The organism is Streptomyces sp. NPDC000229 (genome assembly GCF_040300825.1).
Taxonomy (GTDB): Bacteria; Actinomycetota; Actinomycetes; order Streptomycetales; family Streptomycetaceae; genus Streptomyces.
In genome coordinates this window covers 1-18,329 of sequence record NZ_JBEPEL010000117.1, presented here as the reverse complement: position 1 = coordinate 18,329, position 18,329 = coordinate 1, and the positions used below count along the sequence as shown (strand labels likewise).

Sequence of the window (18,329 nt, the reverse complement as noted above, 5' to 3'; positions counted from 1 at the left end):
CACCCGTGGTGCCCGGTTCGGCCGTCCGCCCGTCCGTCCGGATGTGCACCCGACGGCCTGGGCCGCCGCGCCGCGCGGCCCGTGCCAGCGGGCCGCCTTGATCCAGTAAAGAAACGAGATCGAACCGCTTACCGCTGCGGAAGGGCGTCGGCTCCTGACGGCGGCCCGGGACAACCGACTCTGGGCCGCGTACGAGCTGGCGGTCCGCATCGGGCTCCGGCGGGGTGAGCTGCTGGGGCTGCGCTGGTCGGACGTGGATCTTCACGAAGGTGTCCTCACCATCCGGCAGGCCCTACAGCGCGTCGGCGGAGAACTGCTGATCGTCGCGCCGAAGACTCAGCGCTCGGCCCGCGGCGTGGCTCTGCCGGCCGAATGCGTGACGGCGCTCCGTGCCCAGCGCGCGCAGCAGGTAGCCGACCGGAAGGCGGCCGGTGCCAACTGGAAGGGGACGGGTCACGGCCTCGTCTTCACCACGAAGAACGGGACCCCCATCGAGCCGCGCAACCCGAACCGGTCCTTCGAGACGCTGTGCGCTCGCACCGGCGTCCGCAAGGTCCGCTTTCACGACCTACGCCACACCTGCGCGAAAACACTGCCGTCAAAGCCAAAAGCCAGAGGCCCTGTGGATCACTCCACAGGGCCTCTGATCTGCTGTGCACTCGGCAGGATTCGAACCTGCAACCTTCTGATCCGTAGTCAGATGCTCTATCCGTTAAGCTACGAGTGCTTGTGCTTCCCGGGCTTTTCTGCCCGGTCGGCGTTGCGGGAACAACATTACATGACCTGCGCCGTGACGCGAAATCCATTAGCCACACCCCGTCTGACCTGGGCAAATGCCAACCAGGGGCCTTTGCCGGGGGTCGCCCGTGCGGGTGAGGGTGCCGGGAAACGGCCGAAGCCCCGGCCGTGGGGCCGGGGCTTCGGGTGGTGCTGGCGGAGGCGGAGGGATTTGAACCCTCGATGGGCTTTAAGACCCAAACCGCATTAGCAGTGCGGCGCCATAGACCGGACTAGGCGACGCCTCCAGTTGTTTGCCCGCACCCGCGCGGGCGCGAGTGGTGCGTGCAGATGATGACACAGTCCAAGGGGGTGTCACCAATCGATCCCCACGGTACTAGGCGGGTGGGTCGCAGGGCAAAGGCGTTCCGTTCGAGCCACGGCGCTCGGCTTGCGCAACGCGCCGGGGACTGGAGCGTTAGTGGGGTGAGGGATGCCGGGCATCCCGACGGATCCGTACCCCCCAGGAGTTCGTATGCTGCGCCGCCTCGTCCTCACCTCCGCCGCGTCCCTCGCCGCGCTCGGTGCCGCCGCCCCCGCCGCCATGGCCGGTGGCGGGCCCCTGCCGCTGCCGTTGCTGGCGGGCACCGACTCGCTGACCGTGACCGTGAGCAACTCGGGCAACCCGATGGCGGACGGGACGTTCGAGCTGAAGTGCGGCCTCCGGACCGCCGAGGGGAACCACCCCAGGGTCAAGGGCGCGTGCGACCGGCTCGACGAGCTGGCCGAGGAGGGCAGGGACCCGTTCGCACCCGTGGCCAAGGACCAGATGTGCACCCAGCAGCACGGTGGGGCCGCCACCGCGCACATCACCGGCACCTGGCGGGGGCAGGACGTCGACGCCCACTTCAAGCGGACCGACGGATGCGAGATCGCCAGGTGGGACACCCTGAAGCCGGTGCTGCCGATGGCCAGGTCGTAGAGGAACCCGCACACAACCGCCGTCGAGCCCACATCACCTGCCTTTAGACTCCCTCCAGTGACAGGCCGAGTGGGAGGAAGCGTCGTCGTGAGCAGCAGGCCATCCCGAGGCGCTGCTCGCCTCGCAGCCATACTCGACGCGCTGCCGGACGGGCTCGTACTCGTCAATTGCAACGGCACGGTCGTCAACGCCAACACCATCGCCCTCGAAATGTTCGAGACGCCCGGTACGGCACTGGTCGGGCGCGGGCTGCTCGATCTGCTGCCCGCGTTCGACTCCCGGCTGATCCCCGGCTCGATGCGCCGGCCCGAGGCCGCCGACGCGCGCGGACGCACCAAGCCGGCCCGGATGATCGCGCGGCGTACGGACGGGAGCGAGTTCCCGGTCGAGGTGACCAGCGCGAGCCTGGAGGACGGGCGCGAGGCGTACGACTCGTACGGCAGTGCCTACACCGGTGACGAGTTGCTGATGCTCGTGGTGCGGGACCTCTCCGGGACGATCGACACCGAGGCCGAGCTGGCCCGCTCCCAGCGGCAGACCGAGATGATCCTGCGCGCCGCCTCCGAAGGCGTCGTCGGCACGGACACCGACGGGCGGATCGTCCTGGTCAACCCGGCCGCCGCGCAGATACTGGGCTGGCGGGCCAGCGACCTGGGCGGCAAGGAACTGCACCCGCTGATGCTGCATTCGCGGGCGGACGGGGAGCCCTTCCCGTTCGAGGGGTCGCCGCTGGCCGACACGCTGCGGTCCGGGCGCAAGCACCGGGTGCGCAACCAGGTGGTGTGGGCCAAGGACGGTTCGCCGGTGCCGGTCGACCTGACGACCGCGCCGGTCCGCGACGGGGACCAGCTGGTCGGTGCGGTGATGACGTTCACCGACCGGCGCCCGTACGAGGAGCAGGAGACCCGGCACACGGCCGAGGTCGCGGAGCTCACCGAGCGCCACACCTCCGAGGTCGCCGAGCTGACCGAGCGGCACGCCACCGAGATGGCCGACCTCAGCGAGCGGCTCTCCGTCGAGATCGAGCGGAACGAGGAGCGGTACGCGGCGCTGGCGGCCCGGCACGCCCAGCTGACCGCCGTGCTGGGCGAGTCGCTGCGCGGGCCCCTGGAGGAGCTGCGCCGCGAGCTGGGCACGCTGGCCGCCGACCCGGCCGGTCAGCTGTGGCCCGAGGCCAACCAGGTGCTGCACCATCTGGCCGCCGGGTACGCCCGGATGACCACGCTCGTCGACAACGTGCTCGGGTTCCAGCGGCTCGATGTCGGCGAGGAGACGCTGCGGAAGTCGAAGGTGCTGCTCGACGCGGTCGTCTCCGCCGGTGTCGAGGGCGCGGTGGAACTGATCGGCCCCGGGCGGGTGCAGTTCGCGGTGCACGCCCCGCCGATAGAGGCCGAGGTGGACGGGGTGCGGATCTCGACCGCGCTCGCCCATCTGATCGCGGACGTCGCCGGGGTCGACTCGACCGGCAAGGCGCGGGTGGTGCCGGGCGGTGGATACGTCGACTCGACGATCGTCGTCGCGGCGGCGCAGCGCGGTGACGTCGTACGGATCGAGGTGCGCGGGCCGTACGCGGGTGGCGACCCGGTGCACGAGCCGATCGTGCGCGGGATCGTGCGGGCGCACGCCGGTGTGCTCCAGACGCATGAGGTGCCGGGGATGCCCGGCAGCGCGTACGTCCTGGAGGTGCCGCTGGGCGAGGGTGCCGGGACGGTGAAGCCGGCGGCGGACACGCCGGTCACGGAGACGTCTCTCGCGGAGACGTCCGTTGCGGAGACGCCGGTTACGGAAACGCCGGCGGCCTTGGAGGCTTCGGCCGCCGTTGTCCCCGCGCAGGCTTCGGGGGACACCTCCGGTGGCGGGATGTCCGGTGGCGGGCGACGGCGGGCGCGGCGGGCTTCGACGGAGGCCTTTCTGGAGAGCCCCGTGCAGGCCGAGGATCCGGTGGCGGCCAGGCCGACCGGGCGGCGGCGCGGGCGGCCGAGCCCGGCGGAGGCCGGGACCCCGGCGGTCGGGGCTCCGGCGGTCGTGACCCCCGCGACCGGGACTCCGGCCGAGGGTGCGGTCATGACGGCCGCCGAGAGCGCACAGGGCCGTGCCGCGCTGGGTGAGACGGTGCCGCCGCAGGGCGTGCCCGCGGACGCGGTGCCGGTTCCGGCTGCCGGGAGGCGCGCGCGGCGGGCCGGCAAAGGCGCGATGCCGGCGCTTCCGGCAGCCGCCGCACCCGCCACGACACCCCCTGCGGCTCCCGCCGCCGACGCTCCGGCCGCCGCCGAACCGGCCGGGGGGCGGCGGGCGCGCCGGGCCCTCGGGGCGGCACAGGACCGGACCGCGCCGCAGGCCGCCGAGAGCGGTGCCCGTACCGCGTTCGCGCTGCCGCCCGCCGAGGCGGACCGGCGCCCCGACGAGCGCACCGACCAGCGCCCCGACGACGGCCGCCACGAGGCGGTGGCCACGCCGTCGGGCGCCGACCACACGCCGCCGCAGCCGCACCCGGTGCCGGCCACCCCGCCGCCCGCAACCGCGCCCGCGCCCACTCCCGCCCCCGCGCCCACGGGGCGTCGGCGGGCGGCCCAGGAGACGATCACCGGGACCGGGACGAGCACCGGCTCCGTACCGCTGCCGCCGGAGGTGCCGTCGGGTGGCGACACCCAGGGCGGCACCGGCGGCCAGGGGCGGGCGTTCAGCGTGCGCACCCTGGGCCAGGGCGTGCCGTTCGGCCAGCAGATCGCCCAGCAGCAGTCCTCGGGCTCCGGGCGGCGCCGCAAGCTGGCCACGCCTCCGGCGGAGGAACCGGCCGCCCGGCCGCACCCCCAGCCCCCGGCACCGACCCCGGCTCCGGCTCCGGCTGTCACCCCGCCGCAGCGGCTGTCCGCCCCGGCCGAGGGACGGGCGTACGAGATAGGGGCACCGGACGAGGACGCGGCCGAGGGCCCGGAGCCGCTGGACGGTCCGGGCGGAGCCGTGGAGGTGGCGAACGAGCCGCCGCCGCTGCCCGTCGACGACGAGCTGCCCCCCGAGCCGCTGGACAATCCGCGCCGGCTGTTGGTGTGGCCCGCGCCGGACGTCTCCACGCAGGAGGCGCTGAGCGAGCGCGGCTACCGGCCCGTCATCGTCCACTCCCGCGAGGAGGTGGACGCGCAGATCGCCGCGTTCCCGGCGGCGCTGTTCGTCGACCCGCTGACCGGGCCGATCACCCGCACGGCCCTGCAGTCGCTGCGCCAGGCGGCGGTGGCGGCCGAGGTGCCGGTCCTGCTGGCGGCCGGCCTGGGCCAGGCGACGCGGGAGGCGGCGTACGGCGCCGATCCGGCCGTACTGCTCAAGGCCCTGGCGCCTCGGGACAGTGAGCAGCACCCGTCGCGGGTCCTGCTGATCGAGGAGCAGGAGGAGATCGCGCTCGCGCTGACGGCGACGCTGGAGCGGCGCGGGATGCAGGTGGCGCGGGCGGCCACGGACAGCGAGGCGGTGACGCTGGCCGCGCAGATGCGGCCGAACCTGGTGGTGATGGACCTGATGCAGGTGCGTCGCCGGCGCGCCGGGATCATCGACTGGCTGCGGGCGAACGGGCAGCTGAACCGTACGCCGCTCGTCGTCTACACCTCGGCGAGCCTCCAGCAGGCGGAGCTGCCGAAGCTGTCGTCGGGTGAGACGGTGCTGTTCCTGGCGGAGCGGTCGACGAGCGCCGAGGTCCAGTCGCGGATCGTGGACCTGCTGGCGAAGATCGGTACGAACTGACGAAAGGGGCGCCCCACGAGGGGCGCCCCTTGTCCGTGCCGCGTCAGAGCTGCGTGACGTCCAGCTCACCGTTGGCGTACTGCTTGCGGATCACCTTCTTGTCGAACTTCCCCACGCTGGTCTTCGGCACCGCCGGGACGACGGCCCAGCGCTCCGGGAGCTGCCACTTGGCGATCGACTCGGCGAGGAAGGCGCGCAGTGTCTCGTAGGTGGCGGTCGCGCCCTCCTTGAGGACGACCGTCGCCAGGGGACGCTCGCCCCACTTGTCGTCCGGGACCGCGACGACCGCCGCCTCGGCCACCTCCGGGTGGGCCATCAGGGCGTTCTCCAGCTCGACCGAGGAGATCCACTCGCCGCCCGACTTGATGACGTCCTTGGCCCGGTCGGTGAGGGTGAGGAAGCCGTCCGGGCTGATCACGCCGACGTCGCCGGTCTTCAGCCAGCCGTCGGGCGTGAACTTGTCCTCGGGCTTCAGGGGTTCACCGGCCGCGCCGCCGTAGTAGGCGCCCGCGATCCACGGGCCGCGGACCTCCAGCTCACCCGCCGACTCGCCGTCCCAGGGCAGGATGTCGCCACCGGGGCCGGCCAGGCGGGCCTCGACACCGGCGGGGAAACGGCCCTGGGTGATGCGGTACGGCCACTCCTCCTCGGCCGACAGGCCGGCCGGCGGGTTGGCCATGGTGCCGAGCGGGGACGTCTCGGTCATGCCCCAGGCGTGGGAGAGGCGGACGCCGAGCTTGTCGTAGGCCTCCATGAGGGACGGCGGGCAGGCGGCGCCGCCGATGGTGACGCTGGCCATGCACGAGATGTCGCGCGGGTTGGCGGTGACCTCGGCGAGGAGGCCCTGCCAGATGGTGGGGACGGCCGCCGCGTGCGTGGGCTTCTCGCGCTCGATCATCTCGGCGAGCGGGGCGGGCTGGAGGAAGCGGTCGGGCATCAGCATGTTGACGCCGGTCATGAAGGTGGCGTGGGGCAGGCCCCAGGCGTTGACGTGGAACTGGGGCACGACCACCAGGGTGGTGTCCTTGTCCGTCAGGCCCATCGACTCGGTCATGTTCACCTGCATGGAGTGCAGGTAGATGGAGCGGTGGGAGTAGACGACGCCCTTGGGGTCGCCGGTGGTGCCGGAGGTGTAACACATGGCGGCGGCGGAGCGTTCGTCCAGCTCGGGCCAGTCGTACGTGGTGGGGCGGCCCGCGATGAGCTCCTCGTACTCGTGGACGGCGGGCGCGGCGTCGTCGAGGAGGGAGCGGTCCCCGGGGCCGGAGACCACCACGTGCTCGACGGTCGGCAGGTGGGGGAGGAGCGGGGCGAGGAGCGGAAGGAGGCTGCCGTTGACGATCACAACCCGGTCGGCGGCGTGGTTGACGATCCAGACCAGCTGTTCGGCGGGCAGGCGGAGGTTCAGGGTGTGCAGGACGGCGCCCATGGAGGGGATCGCGAGGTACGCCTCCACGTGCTCGGCGTTGTTCCACATGAGCGTGGCGACCCGCTCGTCGCCGGTGACGCCCAGTTCGTCGCGCAGTGCTCCGGCCAGTTGGGTCGCGCGTGCGCCGACCTCGGCGAAGCTGCGTCGGTGCGGCTCGGCCTCGCCGGTCCAGGTGGTGATCCGCGACTTGCCGTGGATCGTCATCCCGTGGCGGAGGATGCGGGTGACAGTCAGCGGTACGTCCTGCATGGTGCTCAGCACGGCGTCCTCCCGTTGGGCGCTACGTGGCAGATGTGTGTGCAGATTCTGCGCACATACCGCGCGGTATGTCACTACCCGGGAGTAGATCGAGACCTGCCCGTCAGCGTACGGGGGAGAGCTCCGGGTCCTCGCGAAGCTTGCCGAGCGCCCGTGAGACGGCGCTCTTGACCGTGCCGACGGAGACCCCGAGGACCTCCGCCGTCTGGGCCTCGCTGAGGTCTTCGTAGTACCGGAGCACGACCATGGCCCGCTGGCGGTCGGGCAGCCTCATCACCGCGCGCCACATCGCGTCGCGCAGGACCTGCTGCTCGGCCGGGTCGGGCTCGGGCAGCCCGAGGGGCTCGGGCAGCTCGTCGCACGCGAACTCGTCGACCTTGCGCTTGCGCCACTGCGAGGTGCGGGTGTTCATCAGGGCCCGGCGTACGTAGCCGTCGAGCGCCCGGTGGTCCTCGATGCGCCCCCAGGCGACGTACGTCTTGGCGAGGGCGGTCTGGAGCAGGTCCTCGGCGTCGCACGGGTTGGCGGTCAGCGACCGGGCGGTACGCAGCAGCACGGGCCCCCGGGCCCGTACGTACGACGAGAACGACGGGTAGGAGGGGGCGTGTCCGGTGGCGGCTGTGGAGGCCCCGGTGCAGACGGTGCCGGCGGTCGCGGTCATAGGACCACGCTATGAGCGGGGACTGTGCGGGGGATCGCCCACAGGTGCCGAACCGGTGTCCGCCTCAGGTTGTAGGGGGGTGGCCCGCCGGACCTCCTGGAGGTGGAGGAACCGGCGGGCGGGGCTCAGGGTTTCGGTGCCGGGGACGACGGAACGGGGGGCTCAGGGTTCGGTGCCCGGGGTGCCCAGGATCAGGCCGGAGGTGGGGACGCCCGTGCCGGCCGTGACCAGGGTCGTGGCGGCGCCGGGCACCTGGTTCACCGACGTACCGCGCAGCTGGCGGACGGCTTCCGCGATGCCGTTCATGCCGTGCAGGTACGCCTCGCCGAGCTGGCCTCCGTGGGTGTTGAGGGGCAGGGCGTCGGCGGCGACGAAGTCGGCGGCCTCGCCGGGGGCGCAGAACCCGAACTCCTCCAGCTGCATGAGCACGAAGGGCGTGAAGTGGTCGTAGAGGATGCCGACGTCGATGTCGGCGGGGCGCAGGCCCGAGGTGCGCCACAGCTGCCGGGCGACGACCCCTGCCTCGGGCAGGCCGGTGAGGTCGTGGCGGTAGAAGCCGGTCATGGCCTCCTGCGCCCGCCCGGCTCCTTGCGCCGCCGCGATGATCAGTGCGGGCGGCCGGGGCAGGTCGCGGGCGCGCTCGGGGGTGGTGACGACGAGCGCCTGGCCGCCGTCGGTCTCCTGGCAGCAGTCGAGGAGCCGCAGCGGTTCGACGATCCATCGGGAGGCGGCGTGGTCGGCGAGGGTGATGGGCCTGCCGTGGAAGTACGCGGCGGGGTTGGTGGCGGCGTGGCGGCGGCCGGTGACGGCGACGTGGCCGAAGGCGTCGGGGGTGAGGCCGTAGGCGTGGAGGTAGCGCTGGGCGGCCATGGCGACCCAGGAGGCGGGGGTGAGCAGCCCGAACGGTAGCTGCCAGCCCAGCGCGACGCCTTCGGCGGTCGGTTCACGGTGCTGGACTCCGGCGCCGAAGCGGCGGCCGGAGCGTTCGTTGAAGGCGCGGTAGCAGACGACGACGTCCGCGACGCCGCCGGCGACGGCGAGGGCGGCCTGCTGGACGGTGGCGCAGGCGGCGCCGCCGCCGTAGTGGACCCGGGAGAAGAACGACAGCTCGCCGATGCCGGCCGCCTGGGCGACGGTGATCTCGGGGCTGGTGTCCATGGTGAAGGTGACCATGCCGTCGACGTCGGCGGGGGTGAGCCCGGCATCGTCGAGGGCGGCACGCACGGCTTCGACGGCGAGGCGGAGTTCGCTGCGGCCGGAGTCCTTGGAGAACTCGGTCGCGCCGATGCCGACGATGGCCGCCCGGCCGCCGAGCGTATCGGCCCTGCGTACGCTCACGATCCCACCCCCGTGACGGTCACCGTGCCGGTGACGTGGTTCCCGAGCCGGTTCGTGCCGACGACCCGGACGGTGGCCGTGTCGCCGTCGACGGCGGTGACCGTGCCGGTCAGCGTCATCGTGTCGCCGGGGTGGTTGGGCGCGCCGAGCCGGATGGCGACCTTGCGGAGGCGGGCCCGGGGGCCGAAGTGGTCGGTGACGTACCGGCCGACGAGGCCGTTCGTCGTCAGGATGTTCATGAAGATGTCGGGGGAGCCCTTCTCCTTGGCGAGCTCGGCGTCGTGGTGCACGTCCTGGTAGTCGCGGGAGGCGATGGCGCCCGCGACGATGAGCGTGCGGGTGATCGGGATGCGCAGCGGCGGCAGTTCGTCCCCGGGGGTCATCGGGCGCCTCCCCGGAAGACCGGCAGTTCGCCCCCGGGCCTCATCCCGCGCCTCCCCGGAAGACCGGCAGTTCGAGTTCCTCGTCGACGCGCACGAAATCCAGTCGTACGGGCATGCCGATGCGCACCTCGCCGTACGGCACGCCGACCACGTTGCTGATCATGCGGACGCCCTCCGCCAGCTCGATGAGGCCGACCGCGTAGGGAGGGTCGAAGGCCGGGAAGGACGGGTGGTGCATGACGACGTACGAGTAGACCGTCCCCTCGCCGCTCGACGCGACCGTGTCCCACTCCCCCGACCCGCAGGTGTTGCACCCCGGCAGCCAGGGGAAGCGCAGTGTGCCGCAGCCGGTGCACCGCTGGATCAGCAGCCGGTGCGCGGCGACGCCGTCCCAGAATCCGGCGTTGTCCCGGTTGATCACGGGGCGGGGTCGCTCGGGGGTGGTGCGGCGGGGCCTCGCGGGGGCGTACTTGAGGATCCGGAAGCGGTGGGTGCCGACGAGCGCCCCGTCCGCCCGTACGTCCATCCGCGTGGTGACGAAGTGGCCCGTCCCCAGCTTGGTGGTCTTGCGCGGGGACACGGACTCGATCACCGCGTCGAAGGTGATGGCGTCCCCGGGGCGGAGGTCCCGTACGTACTCCTGCTCGCAGTCGGTCGCGACCACCGCGGTGCAGCCCGCGCGGTCGAGGAGCGCGAGGAGTTCGTCGTACGCGTCCGACCGGCCGCCGCCGTGCCCGGACAGGCCGCCCATGGTCCACACCTGGAGCATGGTGGACGGGGCGATGGCGTCGGGTCCGGTGTACGCGGGGTGGGTGTCGCCCATCGCCTCGCACCAGTGCCTGATCATGGGCGCGTTGACCGGGTCCTTGCCCATGCCCCCGGTGGCGGCCGCCCGGCCCTCGTACGTCGTGAGCCGCTCGTACAGCTCGTTCGGGTCGTCCAGGTCGTCCAGCTTGTCCGTCACGGTTTCTGACTGTCCGTCAGATCCCGGGACGCTGTCAAGAGACGGCGAACGGCCTGTGCGCCGGTACCGGAGTACCGCCGCACAGGCCGCCGTTCACCTCGTCCCCATGACCCCCCGCGGGCCGGTCTACCAGAGGTGCGTGAAGTCCACCGTGGGATTGCTCTGGCCGATGACCGTGAATCCCGGGCCGTTCACGCTCGTGGTGTTGCTCTGGTTCGAGGCGCCGCCGCCGTTGGCGATCTGCTGGCCGGTCGTGGAGTTGCCCGCGTTGCTCCCGCCGACACCGCTGCCACTGACCGACGCCGCGGACGCGCTGGATCCGTCGTTCGCGATGCCACCAGTGTCGGCGTGCGCCACCCCCGCGAAGAGACCGGCGGCGAGGGGCAGTGCGGCGACGGCGGCGATGACGCGAGCGGTACGGATGCTTGCCATGTGTGTCCTCCAGGAACCACGTGCGTAACTACGGCTTGTTCCCGGGTGGTTGGCCGACCGTCCCGGGCGAGTTCTCGACGTCGTGGTTCAAGAGTTGCCCATCGAATCCCCGGCGAACCGGCCCGGAGTGCCTCTTTCCCCCGCAAGCGTGATGACAAGTCGATAAACCCCCTCCGCACCCTGAAAGCGCAGTTCAGGGCTTGATCGTCCAGCGGAGAGCCGCGGGTGGCCGCCTCACCCGGGAGGAGAAACGTTCCGGTCCATTTCCGGCTATTCCCCTACCTCTTCCCTTATTCGAATGCGCGTACGAACATGGATCCATGGCCGTTGCAGACCGGCGAACCGTCACCCTGGCCCTGGCTCACGCGTTGTCCGCCGCCGAGCGCGGGCTGCCCGTCATCCCCCTGTCACCGACCAAGCTCCCCGCCCTGCCGTCCCCGCACCGGAACAGCCCCGGCCCGGTCCACTGCCGCGGCGAGTGCGGCCTGCCCGGGCACGGCGTCCACGACGCGACCACCGACCCCGCCGCCGTCCGCGCCCTGTTCGCCCTCGCGCCCCGGGCGACCGGATACGGCATCGCCTGCGGGCGCCCGCCCCACCACCTGATCGGCGTCGACCTCGACACCGAGCCGGCCGTCCTCCAACGCCTCGCCCTGGCACACGGCTTCACGGTCCCCGAGACGGTCACCGTGCTCACGCCCAGCGGTGGACGGCACCTGTGGCTGACCGGTCCGCCCGACGTCGTCGTCCCGAACTCCGCCGGCCGCCTCGCCCCCGGCATCGACATCCGCGGCACCGGCGGCTACCTGGCCGGCCCCGGTTCGGTCACCGCACGCGGCGCCTACCGCCTGGCTCCCGGCACGGCGGCCCTGACCCCGGCGCCGTGCCCGCCGGCCCTCCTGCGCCTGCTCGCTCCCCCGGCACCGCCCACCACCCGGCGGGCCCCCGCCGACCCGCCGCGCGGCGAGGGCCTGGTCCACTTCGTGCTCGCCGCCCACGAGGGGCAGCGCAACACCCGGCTGTTCTGGGCGGCCTGCCGGGCGTACGAGAACGGCATCGGCGACGCGCTCGCGGACGCCCTCACCGACGCCGCCGTACGCACCGGCCTCTCCGCACGCGAAGCCCGCGCCACCATCGCCTCGGCGGCCCGCCTCACGGCGCCGAGAGCAGCAGGTGGACCGCGAGCGCGATGATCAGCGCGCTGGAGACCAGGGCGGTGACGAGCCGGCCTCGGCGGCCCGTCAGCGCCCTGCCGAGCAGCGCTCCGCCGCCGGCCAGCAGCAACTGCCAGCCGGCGGAGGCGAGGAAGGCGGCGACCACGAACACACCCTGCTCCAGTGCGCCCGGGTCCCCGGCGCCGCGACCGCCGATCACCAGAGCCGCGAAGTAGATCACGGTCATGGGGTTCAGCACCGTGATCCCCAGGAACATCAGGTACGCCCGCAGCGGCCCGACCGGCGCCTCGTCGTCCCGCGCCGCGTCCCGCCGCCCCCGGTACCGCCCGACCGCCACGGCCGCACCGCGAACGGCCAGCGCCACGAGGACCAGACCCGACGCCCACCGCAGGGGCACCACCACGGGCTCGATGACCGGTGCCAGGGCCGACCCCCCGACGACGGCCACCAGCGCGTACAGCCCGTCCGCGGTGGCCACCCCGAGCGCGGCGGACGCCCCGACCCGCGGCGACGTCCGCGCGGTGAGCGCCACCAGATACGCCCCGACCGCCCCACCGGGACGGCGATCCCGTACCCGGCGAGCGCCCCCGCGACCAGCGCGCCGATCACGGGTGCACGGAGGCCGGCTCCGGCCGCGGCCCGTGCTGCTGCTGTCGGCCGCGCACCGGGCGCGGGGCGACGGACGGCGGCAGGGTGGCGTACGCGAGAGAGACCATGCCCGGATGCCGGCGCGCCGGGGGCGCCACGGCACCGCGTTTTCGCCGGCCCCGCCCCCGGCTACGCGTTGTCCAGCACGCTCCCGACGAAGCTCGCCACCCGGTGCCTCACCTTGTGCCAGCGGTTGCAGTACTGCTGCGGAAACCAACGGCGGTTCTGACGGAGCGGCCGGTGGCACGACTTGCACAGCACGGTCCGGCCCTGACTGGCGAAATCCCCCATGCCACGACTGTAGCGGCCGAGCACACTTTCCATCCTGGAAAATCTTCACTTGCCACAACGGAAAGTCACCTCTACTGTTTCCATCATGGAAACCAACGGGGAAATCGTCCGACCGACCGCCCAGCAGGCCCTCGCCGCCCTGGCCGACGCCGAGCAGGTCCGCGCGTCGACCGCCGCCGTGTCCGCCACCCCGTGGCCACGCTGGTTCACCACCGCGCTCACGCTCTACATCGCGGCCATCCCACCGGTCTACGGGGGCACCCTGGCCCGCCCGGACTGGCTGCTGCCGCACGCCGTCTGGAGCGTCATCCTGGTGGTGATGTCCTCGGCGTTCCTGGGGCTGTTCGCGGTCGCGGCCGCCGGCTGGCGCAAGAAGACCGGCGTGGCACTCCGCTTCGACGTACTGCCCAAGCGCGTCACCCTCCCCCTCGTCACAGGACTACCCGCCGTACTGCTGGGCTCGGTCCTCGTCTTCCGTGCCACCCACGAGCCGATGTGGCTGTTCGCCGCCTCCGCCATCGGCGTGGCGGTGTCGATCACCTTCCACCTCGTGTTCGTCCGCCTGCACCGGAGGGCCTCATGAGCGACCCCGCCGCCGACCCCATGGACGGCTTCGACACCACCATCCACGCCCCCAACCGGCTGCGGATCTGCGCGCTCCTCGACACCGCCGGCGAAGCCGAGTTCGCCGCCGTCCAGCGGCAACTCGACGTCTCCGCCTCCGTACTGAGCAAACACGTCACCGTCCTCGCGGACGCCGGCTACGTCGAGCAGCGCAAGGCCGTCCGCGACACCCGCCAACGCGTCTGGCTCCGCCTCACCCCGCAAGGCCGCACGGCCTACCACGCCCACCTCGCCGCCCTGCGCGCCATCGTCGGAACCTAGCGGGGGCAAGGACGGGACCCAGGGGGTAGCCCCGCCACCGGACATCACGACCGGCCGGGACCCCGCGAACTTCCGCACGGCTTGACCCTCACGTTGCGTGAGGCCGGAGGGTGGGGTGCATGAGCGACCACTACAACGCGTTCGAGATGAGTCCCGTGCCCGCTCCCGGCCCGGATGCGGTTCCGCCGGAGCCGTTCCGTGGCATCTACGGAATGCCCGCGTTCGTGACGATCCCCACGAGCGATCTGGCGGCGTCGGTGGACTTCTGGAGTCGTGGGCTCGGGTTCTTCGACCTGTTCAGCATCCCCGGCAGGCTGGTGCATCTGCGCCGGTGGGCGTTCCAGGACGTACTCCTCGTCCCCGCGGGGAGCGTTCCGGAGCAGGCACCGGCGATGAGCTCAGTTTCGCGTGCGTGCTCAGCGAGGTCGATTCCCTTGCCGAGACCTGTCGTGCGTTGCGCCCGAACTCGGTCGACGGTCCCCGGGACACTCCCTGGAACACCCGCGACATAGAGGTGATCACCCCCGAGAACGCACGGATCGTCTTCACCGCGGCGAAGCCCTTTGATCCGGGCAGTCAGGAGGCACGGAACCTTGAAGCCATCGGGATCACCCCACCGGGCGTCGGCCGCGGCCACGATGAGGAGCATGCCTGACGCCACCGACGCCGATGACCTGACCGTCGGTCCACGCCCGGTCCACACACGCCGGCCAACGGCCGTGGCAGAGGCGGCGTGACCGAGGCGGATCGAGGCAGAACAGCACCCATGCGAAAGGGGCGCCCCTGAACCGGGCGCCCCTTCGACCAGCGCATACGCCGGCCCGCTGCGGTGGGTGTGGGATTTGAACCCACAGTGACATCGCTGCCACGACGGTTTTCAAGACCGACAGGTGATCACGACGCTTAGCCCCTCTCACCTGCGCGGAAAGGCCACTGTATGCCGTCCACAGGTTCCCTGGCCCACACATGGCCCATGGGTGTCGAGAACGGGCAGCCAGGACGGCTCATCGTCCTCAACCAGTCCAGACGACGGGCAAGGCTGGCGCCGTCCGCGCGGAGCGAGAGCTAGAGATACTCTTCCGGCGATTCCGTGATCTCGCTGATCATCCGGTCTACGCGGCGTTTTAGTGGATCACTCGATGAGTACAGCTCAGAGAACCTACCGTCCGGCCTATCGCGACGGTAAGAAATGGTCTGGGCAACCATTTCGATCTCACGAATCTCCACCTCGGCGCTTTCCTCTTCCTCTCTCTCGAACAGGGGGCACGACCGGTTGGTCAAGTCGAAGCCCACCGCGCACGGCCTGTTGCGATCCTCAATGATTAGACTCCTGCCGTCTGGGGCCGGAAGCGCAGGGTTGAAGCGGCGCCAATAGCGGGGCCCTCTAGGGTCATCCTTCAAAATCATTCCAGGATCGACCGAGACTCGTACACAATCACTTGAACAGGCATCCAGAAGTTCGTTCTTTAGGTAGCCCCACATGGGGCGCAAGAAATGCTGTCGCCAACCATCCGACGCCTGCGAGAATTTTTCCCAATCCCCATCGAGGTACTCGAACGGATTAATTAGGAGCTTACTCACGAAGTCTGCCGGAAGCCTCGGCAATGCCCATTGCAATAGGTACGCGCTCGTCGCTGTTGCTTTAGCATCCGCAAGAACTTTCGTTCTGAGCATTGCCATTGGCAGTCCGACAAGCGCCTGCACAGCTACGTCTACAGCCCTCGAATCATCGAGGATGGCAGCCCAAGGACGTTCCGTGAGGTCCCCGAGAACCACTTCCGCATAAGTCAAACATGCGACCTCGCGAGCCTCCGTAACCCATTGTTTATTCTCCCAGAAATACGCAACATCTTCTTCTAGAGGAACCCTCCCGACAGACTCAAAGCGCTCCACGAGCAGGGCTAGCCGCTCTTTTCCTTGAATTACTTCCGGGATTACACGAGCAGAGATTACCGGATTTTCACGGACAAGCTTTTCTAGAATATTTTGATCCCACAGGCGCACCCGCGGTCGCCTATGGGTCCGCTGCCATTCTTTCACCCAGTCGCGGGTCGGGTTCGTATAGTCGCTATTCGACGCAATGACCAGAACATCTACATCATCATTCCCTGCTGCGTTGAGTACTGCAGATTTCACGGCGATGGGTTCCACGGATTTCGATCGACCTTTGACTTCGACCCACCACTTTTCTCGTTCTACGTCGCCGTCCGGAGTCGGATGCAGAAAGCTAACTTCAATATCGCGCCCTCCATCAGCCGCTCCGTCCCCGGTTCCGCCGGTTCGCCACGTCAGATCGACTCCACCCATGGCGCCTAGAAGCTCAAATAGAAGCTCCTCCAGCAGCCTTCCCTTTACGGTTTTCCATGGGACGTCCCAAGCGGCTGAATTTGCATGCATGCTTCCCCCTTGTTGTGGATAGCTTCATCAGGCAGGCGTGAGTATGTTCGATAAAGCAGGAGTCGAATAAACTCACCGCTTGCGCGGCTCCATCTGCTCCGGTGTCGCCACGCAACGAAATCCAGTGTCGTCGTCATGCATGGTGTCGTTGGCGTCATTGGGAACGGCTGGCACTCCCCGAAACAGAGGGCTCGTGAAGGCACTCCCGCGAAGTTCGTAACGACCGGGCGTTGTCGGTGTCGCAAGCCACTCCCACACGTTGCCCACCATGTCGTAAACCCCGTATGGCGAAACGCCGCTGTGGTACCGAGATACGGACGTCGTGTGTTCCACCCCGGTCTCGCGGACATTGCATTTTGCAGCTGTTTTCTGGTCGCCCCATGGGAAGGTACGGCCGGATGTGCCACGCGCCGCCTTCTCCCACTGCTCGGCTGTCGGCAGCGACTTCCCGGCCCATGCTGCGTACGCGCTCGCGTCGCGCCAAGTCACGTGCACAACGGGATGGTCGTACAGCTCACGCGGACAACGACCGTTCTCCCAGTGCTCGGGCACCGGGTGCCGAGTGGCCGCACAGAATCGCGCGTAGTCGGCGTTCGTGGTCGGGAAGGTGTCGATGTGGAATTCATCCACCCACACCGGATCGTCGTCCTCTCCAGATAAGAAGATCCCTTCGGGCACGCGCGCCATGAGTTTTCCGTCTCCGGGATGCTTCACGTACTCGCCACTGCTCATCTGGTCTTCATCGGGCTCGATGACTGCTGCACCGGGGCTGTTACCTGCTTGGGCGTGTCCAAGCTCTGGAGTAGAAGCATCGTCGTACCGGGGAGGACAGGGGCGTCGGGCCAGATGACAGTCCCGTCCTGGTCGACGAAGCCCAGGTTCCACGTGCCGCCCTCAGAGACGCGACCGTCCGGTTCAACGAACACCGCATCGTCGAAACCGGCGAGCTGCGCCTCGCGCCGAATCCGGAGCTGCGAGTGAAGGCCGATGTGCTTCACCGCCGCACTGTCCCGGGTAAAGGTGAAGGACTCGGCGGTGAGCGGGGGCGGAGGCATGGCGCCCGCCGGCCGCAAGTTCACGAGAACGTGAGGGTCCTTGGCGACACTGGGACGCCCCATGTCGATCCCGGGGTCGAAGACTGTGACTCGTAGACCGGCAACCCCGGTGACGCCCTCCGCTGCCTTACGGATGTAGCTCAACGTCCGCTCGCGGTCCAGCTCCACCCCGAAGACGAGACGGCAGTCCCGTACCAACCGATCGAGGTGAAGCGACAGGCCACGAATGGTGCCGTCCTCCATGCGCATGGAGGTGAAGTGGCCGTAGTTCGTGAGGGCAAGGCTCTGAAGGTCGTCGAGGGTGACGGGTTTCCCGTTCAGTTCAGCCATGGGGCCAGTCTTGCAGCCCCTGACGAGCCGCCAACACCCAGCTGTGCAGCCAAAGTTCGAATTAGTTCGGTGCGGAGGCGGCGAGAGTACGTACTCACCGAGCGCTCGCCAGGACACGCTATGAGCATGATGGCGGACACACCGCGAGAGACGCTAAGCGCCGGGTTCATCCTTGGCGGGGCCCACGACCGCTTCAAGCTGTTTGACGCGCTCGACAAGGCCAGCCAGTTCGGTCGAGACGCGTGCGACCTCGGCTTGCAAGTCGGTCAGACGCTGCGCGGCCTCACGGGGCGCCTGCTCGCCGGGAGCGGGGTCGCGAACGTAGGTGCCGCTCCCCGTGCGATCTTCGACCAACCCTTCTTCCTGGAGTTGCGCGTAGGCGGTCTGCACTGTCATCAGGGGCTACGCCAAGCTTCTTGGCGTAGGCCCGAGCGCCAGGGAGGCGGTCCCCAGGGCCGAACGTCCCTGCGGCGATTTCATCTCTGACCCTGGCTGCGATCTCGCGGGCGTTGGCCCATACGTACTGGTCAGCGCTCGGATATGGGCGAGAAAGAGTGAGACAGGGTCCATGCGGAAGGGGTGCCGCTCCGCGGACCGGCACGGGCGTACGGCGCTCCTCGTTGGTGCCGTCCCCTAGCTGACACCAGTGGTT

Annotated in this window: 16 protein-coding genes, 3 tRNA genes and 3 pseudogenes; 7 read left to right on the top strand and 15 right to left on the bottom strand. The window is 70.2% G+C overall.

Annotated elements, in window-relative coordinates:
* Positions 1-118: 118 nt before the first annotated feature.
* Positions 119-535: pseudogene (locus ABT360_RS33175) on the top strand (tyrosine-type recombinase/integrase); the annotation flags it as partial.
* Positions 536-654: 119 nt separating this feature from the next.
* Here the strand turns inward: ABT360_RS33175 and ABT360_RS33170 are convergent.
* Together ABT360_RS33170 and ABT360_RS33165 are read right to left on the bottom strand one after the other, a co-directional pair.
* A tRNA-Arg gene (locus ABT360_RS33170) sits at positions 655-727 on the bottom strand.
* A 204-nt stretch (positions 728-931) separates the two neighbouring features.
* Positions 932-1,025, bottom strand: a tRNA-Ser gene (locus tag ABT360_RS33165).
* Positions 1,026-1,252: 227 nt separating this feature from the next.
* On the opposite strand from ABT360_RS33165, the gene ABT360_RS33160 reads away from it, so the two are divergent.
* The gene (locus ABT360_RS33160) at positions 1,253-1,699 is read left to right on the top strand and encodes an SSI family serine proteinase inhibitor (protein WP_351824991.1); all 447 of its coding nucleotides are present in this window, start codon (positions 1,253-1,255) and stop codon (positions 1,697-1,699) included.
* Positions 1,700-1,786: 87 nt separating this feature from the next.
* Entirely contained in the window at positions 1,787-5,431 is a 3,645-nt protein-coding gene (locus tag ABT360_RS33155) for a PAS domain-containing protein (protein WP_351824988.1), read from the top strand.
* Positions 5,432-5,474: 43 nt separating this feature from the next.
* On the opposite strand, the gene ABT360_RS33150 is transcribed toward ABT360_RS33155, so the two are convergent.
* From ABT360_RS33150 to ABT360_RS33125, 6 genes are all read right to left on the bottom strand, one after another.
* Positions 5,475-7,121, bottom strand: a complete 1,647-nt coding sequence (locus ABT360_RS33150; protein ID WP_351824985.1) for a long-chain fatty acid--CoA ligase — start codon at positions 7,119-7,121, stop codon at positions 5,475-5,477.
* 100 nt (positions 7,122-7,221) lie between these two features.
* A complete protein-coding gene (locus ABT360_RS33145; RefSeq protein WP_351824982.1) occupies positions 7,222-7,779 on the bottom strand; it encodes a SigE family RNA polymerase sigma factor in 558 nt (185 codons plus the stop codon).
* 162 nt (positions 7,780-7,941) lie between these two features.
* Positions 7,942-9,117, bottom strand: coding sequence for a lipid-transfer protein (locus tag ABT360_RS33140; RefSeq protein ID WP_351824979.1), 1,176 nt, complete (start codon positions 9,115-9,117; stop codon positions 7,942-7,944).
* Positions 9,114-9,500, bottom strand: a complete 387-nt coding sequence (locus tag ABT360_RS33135; RefSeq protein WP_351824976.1) for a MaoC family dehydratase — start codon at positions 9,498-9,500, stop codon at positions 9,114-9,116. Before ABT360_RS33135 ends, ABT360_RS33140 begins: the two co-directional genes overlap by 4 nt.
* Before the next feature lie 40 nt (positions 9,501-9,540).
* Positions 9,541-10,374 (bottom strand): bifunctional MaoC family dehydratase N-terminal/OB-fold nucleic acid binding domain-containing protein, encoded by an 834-nt coding sequence (locus ABT360_RS33130; protein ID WP_351824994.1) that lies wholly within the window; start codon positions 10,372-10,374, stop codon positions 9,541-9,543.
* Between the two features lie 216 nt (positions 10,375-10,590).
* Positions 10,591-10,896: a hypothetical protein gene (locus ABT360_RS33125; protein WP_351824973.1), complete on the bottom strand. Its 306-nt coding sequence runs from the start codon at positions 10,894-10,896 to the stop codon at positions 10,591-10,593.
* A 320-nt stretch (positions 10,897-11,216) separates the two neighbouring features.
* On the opposite strand from ABT360_RS33125, the gene ABT360_RS33120 reads away from it, so the two are divergent.
* Positions 11,217-12,089 carry a bifunctional DNA primase/polymerase gene (locus ABT360_RS33120; RefSeq protein ID WP_351824970.1) on the top strand — a complete coding sequence of 291 codons (873 nt, stop codon included), beginning with the start codon at positions 11,217-11,219 and terminating at the stop codon, positions 12,087-12,089.
* Here the strand turns inward: ABT360_RS33120 and ABT360_RS33115 are convergent.
* Positions 12,049-12,680 (bottom strand): annotated as a pseudogene (locus tag ABT360_RS33115) (LysE family transporter). The gene ABT360_RS33120 and the pseudogene ABT360_RS33115 overlap by 41 nt on opposite strands.
* A 168-nt stretch (positions 12,681-12,848) precedes the next feature.
* Positions 12,849-13,010 (bottom strand): hypothetical protein, encoded by a 162-nt coding sequence (locus tag ABT360_RS33110; RefSeq protein WP_351824967.1) that lies wholly within the window; start codon positions 13,008-13,010, stop codon positions 12,849-12,851.
* Between the two features lie 85 nt (positions 13,011-13,095).
* Here ABT360_RS33110 and ABT360_RS33105 point away from each other — a divergent pair, with 85 nt between their 5' ends.
* The 3 genes and pseudogenes from ABT360_RS33105 to ABT360_RS33095 all read left to right on the top strand — a co-directional run bounded on the left by ABT360_RS33105 (position 13,096) and on the right by ABT360_RS33095 (position 14,550).
* Positions 13,096-13,593: a hypothetical protein gene (locus ABT360_RS33105; protein WP_351824965.1), complete on the top strand. Its 498-nt coding sequence runs from the start codon at positions 13,096-13,098 to the stop codon at positions 13,591-13,593.
* Positions 13,590-13,895, top strand: coding sequence for a transcriptional regulator (locus ABT360_RS33100; RefSeq protein ID WP_351824962.1), 306 nt, complete (start codon positions 13,590-13,592; stop codon positions 13,893-13,895). The genes ABT360_RS33105 and ABT360_RS33100 overlap by 4 nt, the downstream gene beginning before the upstream one ends.
* Positions 13,896-14,014: 119 nt before the next feature.
* A pseudogene (locus tag ABT360_RS33095) lies at positions 14,015-14,550 on the top strand (VOC family protein).
* A 172-nt stretch (positions 14,551-14,722) separates the two neighbouring features.
* On the opposite strand, the gene ABT360_RS33090 reads toward ABT360_RS33095, so the two are convergent.
* The 5 genes from ABT360_RS33090 to ABT360_RS33070 form a co-directional block, all read right to left on the bottom strand.
* Positions 14,723-14,813 (bottom strand) — tRNA-Ser (locus tag ABT360_RS33090).
* A 147-nt stretch (positions 14,814-14,960) separates the two neighbouring features.
* Positions 14,961-16,292 (bottom strand): restriction endonuclease, encoded by a 1,332-nt coding sequence (locus ABT360_RS33085; protein WP_351824959.1) that lies wholly within the window; start codon positions 16,290-16,292, stop codon positions 14,961-14,963.
* A 72-nt stretch (positions 16,293-16,364) separates the two neighbouring features.
* A complete protein-coding gene (locus tag ABT360_RS33080) occupies positions 16,365-17,024 on the bottom strand; it encodes a formylglycine-generating enzyme family protein (protein ID WP_351824956.1) in 660 nt (219 codons plus the stop codon).
* Positions 17,021-17,677, bottom strand: coding sequence for an aminotransferase class IV (locus ABT360_RS33075; RefSeq protein WP_351824953.1), 657 nt, complete (start codon positions 17,675-17,677; stop codon positions 17,021-17,023). The genes ABT360_RS33080 and ABT360_RS33075 overlap by 4 nt, the downstream gene beginning before the upstream one ends.
* A 153-nt stretch (positions 17,678-17,830) precedes the next feature.
* The gene (locus tag ABT360_RS33070; RefSeq protein WP_351824950.1) at positions 17,831-18,073 is read right to left on the bottom strand and encodes a hypothetical protein; all 243 of its coding nucleotides are present in this window, start codon (positions 18,071-18,073) and stop codon (positions 17,831-17,833) included.
* Positions 18,074-18,329: the final 256 nt, after the last annotated feature.

Coding starts and splice junctions, on each gene's coding strand:
- ABT360_RS33160 (WP_351824991.1), top strand. CDS start 1,253: ATGCTGCGCCGCCTCGTCCTCACCTCCGCCGCGTCCCTCGCCGCGCTC.
- ABT360_RS33145 (WP_351824982.1), bottom strand. CDS start 7,779: ATGACCGCGACCGCCGGCACCGTCTGCACCGGGGCCTCCACAGCCGCC.
- ABT360_RS33135 (WP_351824976.1), bottom strand. CDS start 9,500: ATGACCCCCGGGGACGAACTGCCGCCGCTGCGCATCCCGATCACCCGC.
- ABT360_RS33130 (WP_351824994.1), bottom strand. CDS start 10,374: ATGGGCAAGGACCCGGTCAACGCGCCCATGATCAGGCACTGGTGCGAG.
- ABT360_RS33125 (WP_351824973.1), bottom strand. CDS start 10,896: ATGGCAAGCATCCGTACCGCTCGCGTCATCGCCGCCGTCGCCGCACTG.
- ABT360_RS33120 (WP_351824970.1), top strand. CDS start 11,217: ATGGCCGTTGCAGACCGGCGAACCGTCACCCTGGCCCTGGCTCACGCG.
- ABT360_RS33110 (WP_351824967.1), bottom strand. CDS start 13,010: ATGGGGGATTTCGCCAGTCAGGGCCGGACCGTGCTGTGCAAGTCGTGC.
- ABT360_RS33105 (WP_351824965.1), top strand. CDS start 13,096: ATGGAAACCAACGGGGAAATCGTCCGACCGACCGCCCAGCAGGCCCTC.
- ABT360_RS33100 (WP_351824962.1), top strand. CDS start 13,590: ATGAGCGACCCCGCCGCCGACCCCATGGACGGCTTCGACACCACCATC.
- ABT360_RS33085 (WP_351824959.1), bottom strand. CDS start 16,292: ATGCATGCAAATTCAGCCGCTTGGGACGTCCCATGGAAAACCGTAAAG.
- ABT360_RS33080 (WP_351824956.1), bottom strand. CDS start 17,024: ATGAGCAGTGGCGAGTACGTGAAGCATCCCGGAGACGGAAAACTCATG.
- ABT360_RS33075 (WP_351824953.1), bottom strand. CDS start 17,677: ATGGCTGAACTGAACGGGAAACCCGTCACCCTCGACGACCTTCAGAGC.
- ABT360_RS33070 (WP_351824950.1), bottom strand. CDS start 18,073: ATGACAGTGCAGACCGCCTACGCGCAACTCCAGGAAGAAGGGTTGGTC.